Origin of the sequence: Mesorhizobium tamadayense (assembly GCF_003863365.1) — a bacterium.
Classification (GTDB): Bacteria; Pseudomonadota; Alphaproteobacteria; order Rhizobiales; family Rhizobiaceae; genus Mesorhizobium; species Mesorhizobium tamadayense.
Genome location: NZ_RQXT01000124.1, coordinates 1 through 2,718 on the forward strand (window position 1 = coordinate 1; position 2,718 = coordinate 2,718).

General features: G+C 58.4%; 2 protein-coding genes and 1 pseudogene. 1 reads left to right on the forward strand and 2 read right to left on the reverse strand.

The annotated features are described in order from the left end of the window. A pseudogene (locus tag EH240_RS36630) lies at positions 1-395 on the forward strand (gfo/Idh/MocA family oxidoreductase); the annotation flags it as partial. Between the two features lie 123 nt (positions 396-518). Here EH240_RS36630 and EH240_RS36635 read toward each other — a convergent pair. Next, complete coding sequence (locus EH240_RS36635) at positions 519-1,700, reverse strand: NAD(P)/FAD-dependent oxidoreductase (RefSeq protein ID WP_125007197.1); 1,182 nt, start codon at positions 1,698-1,700, stop codon at positions 519-521. A 13-nt stretch (positions 1,701-1,713) separates the two neighbouring features. Beyond that, positions 1,714-2,718, reverse strand: a 1,005-nt coding sequence (locus EH240_RS36640; RefSeq protein ID WP_148101174.1) for an ROK family protein, incomplete at its 5' end; no start/stop codon positions are given.

Sequence of the window (2,718 nt, forward strand, 5' to 3'; positions counted from 1 at the left end):
TTTCGATGGCGCGGATTAAGGAGACAGGAGTGGACGCCGAGGTAGCAACTATCTTCCGACACGCCGGCGGGGCTATGTCTACCACCATCTCCAGTCTCGACAACACCGGACCGAATGTTGCATCGATCCTCGGCACCGAGGGGAGAGTTGAGATTGCATCTACCTGGTATTCGCCAACTTCATTTCGCCACATCGACAAGAATGACAGGGTGATAGAAGAGTATTCGTCGTCGGTAGCAGGACGTGGCATGCAATATGAAGCTGCCGAAATGGAGAGGCTTGTGACAGCCGGAAAATTGTCCGGTGAGATCATGCCTGCTAACGAGACCGTGTCGATAATGCAATCGCTTGATACGATCAGGGCGCAAATCGGACTGCGCTATCCGAACGAATAGAGCACTGATTTCGGTCGAGAAGTGCTGGAGTGGAGCGGATACCGCGACGACGGCCGCGGACCGCACCTTGGCTTGGGCTGGTAGACCTCCGGCGGCTTTCTTACTTGATTACTCGATTACTTATTACTTGAGCAAGCTCTTGATCCTAAAGTCAGGGTCTATCAGCGAGCTGGCCGCAACCACAGTTCCGCGCTCGATGAGCTTCTCGAGAACACTCATGTCCCTCGCGACCGTGTTGCCCTGTCCTATTCCGGCGGCCGCTGAGACCCGGGCATCTTGATCGCACTGAAAGACGATGCGGACCCCGCCGGAGGCTGCGCGGTGATGTATATCCCGGGTTAGATCGAACTGCCCTGCGACCTGCAGAGTCAGATCGAACTGATCCGACCAAAACCACGGGACTTTCTGGTACTCTCCACTGGCACCGAGCATGGCTGCTGCGGCATGGGCACCTTGGTCCTGTGCGGCCTTCCAGCTTTCAAGTCGCATACGGGCCCCTCGCCACTCGAAATTGCAGCAGTCGCCTGCGGCGAAGATATTGGGTTCGGAGGTTCGGAATGCGCTGTCGACAACAATCCCGTTATCCACCAACAGACCGGCCTTTTCGGCGAGCTCGGTATTAGGGATCGCCCCGACGCCAGCGATAACGGCGTCGAACTCCAGTTCAATCCCGTTGGCCAGCACAATGCGGTTCGTCCCAGCCTCGGTGACGCCAGTACCAGTCAGAATCTTGACCCCTGCGGTTTCGTGCCGCGCGTGAACGATTTGGGCGATCGCCCCGGGCACGGCGCGTCCGAGAATGCGCGGTGCGGTCTCGATCACCGTGACCTCGGCACCTGCCTGCCGCGCAGTCGCGGCGAGTTCAAGGCCAATGAATCCGCCACCAATGACCCCGATGCGCGCATTGCTGCTGAACTCCAGCATAATGCGCCGCGCCTGCACATCGGTTCGTAGTGTGAGACAGCCTTCAAGGCCAGGAAACAATCTGGCACGGGCTCCCGTCGCAAGGAGCAACTGATCATAGGTCAAGAGCGTGCCATCGGCGAGGTGAATCTCCCGCCTCTCAGGGACCAGAGACTCGACCAGCGCACCGCGTCGGAGTTCGATCCCTGCTCCGGGATAGGCGTCTTCGGCGCGAATGGCCTTGGGATTGGCTAGCATCGTCTTGGATAACGGCGGTCGTTCATATGGCAGAGCTTTCTCTGCAGTCAGCAACGTTACCGACCCTTGAAAACCAAGTTCCCGCAACGTGAATGCGGCGCGGACACCGCATTCTCCGGCGCCGACAATAACTATCTCTGCCATGCGGTCCTTCACTTCAGCTCTTGAGAACGACTTTGTTGTCTGGCGCAAACTGTTCGTTCAATGGAACCAGAGCAGCGCCAATCGCGCGGGCGTTAAACCCGATCGAGCCCACACGGAACTCAGGAATGATGATGCCCTCCAGATCGTAGCCTGCCACTCGTTCCCGGACGCTCACGATGAGTCGATCGAGGAGAGGTCGCAAGAGGACGCCGTCAACAACGACACTATCGGCTTCGATGAAGCTGGTGCCAGAGATGGCCGCCAAAGCAAGTGCATCCGCCGCCAGATCGCACCACTCATCGAAACAGGCAAGTGCCGATTCATCAAGCTTGGCGACGGATCCACCATCTTCACGGAACGTCTTCATTGGTAATTTGTGCTGCGCCGCAAGGACCTCCAACCGATTGAGCGAGGCGGCTTGACTCAACCGCGCGGGCGCTGGACTCCTATTGTGCGATCCGAGTTTGAGAGGGATTGCACCCACCGCGCCCGCGTTGCCGGTGTGGCCGGTAATTAGATTGCCCTCCAAAACAACACTGCCGCCAATCAAGGTGCTGATGTAGAAGTAGACCATTGACCGATTCCGGTTCTCTCTCCGGAAATCAATCTCAGCCAAGCAAGCAGCGTCAGCGTCATTGAGCACCACGGCGCTCAAGCCGGAGGTTTCTTCGACCCTGGCGACCATGTCGGCCTCCCGCCAGCGTGGGGATGCACCGCCAGGATCGCCGATGACGGCTATGCCGGACTCGATCGCCGTTGGAGCAGCAATACCTACGCCCACGAGTCTGGATTTCTGGACGCGGCTCAAATCATCCTTCAGGCTGTCGAACGCTGTTCCCATCAGGCCCGAGACGACGTCCGCGTCGAGGGCATCGTAGGCAAAGCTTTTCTTAGCAATCACCCGGCGGTCGAACGATAGAGCCAGCAGATCCAAGGAGCGGCGGCCAATCTTGACCCCGATCGAAATCGCTCCATCCGGTGCAATCTCGATCGGAGTAGAAGGCTGACCAATCCGGCC

Bases quoted from the DNA above. Each gene is read 5' to 3' on its own strand.
- EH240_RS36635 (WP_125007197.1), bottom strand. From the start codon at position 1,700: ATGGCAGAGATAGTTATTGTCGGCGCCGGAGAATGCGGTGTCCGCGCC.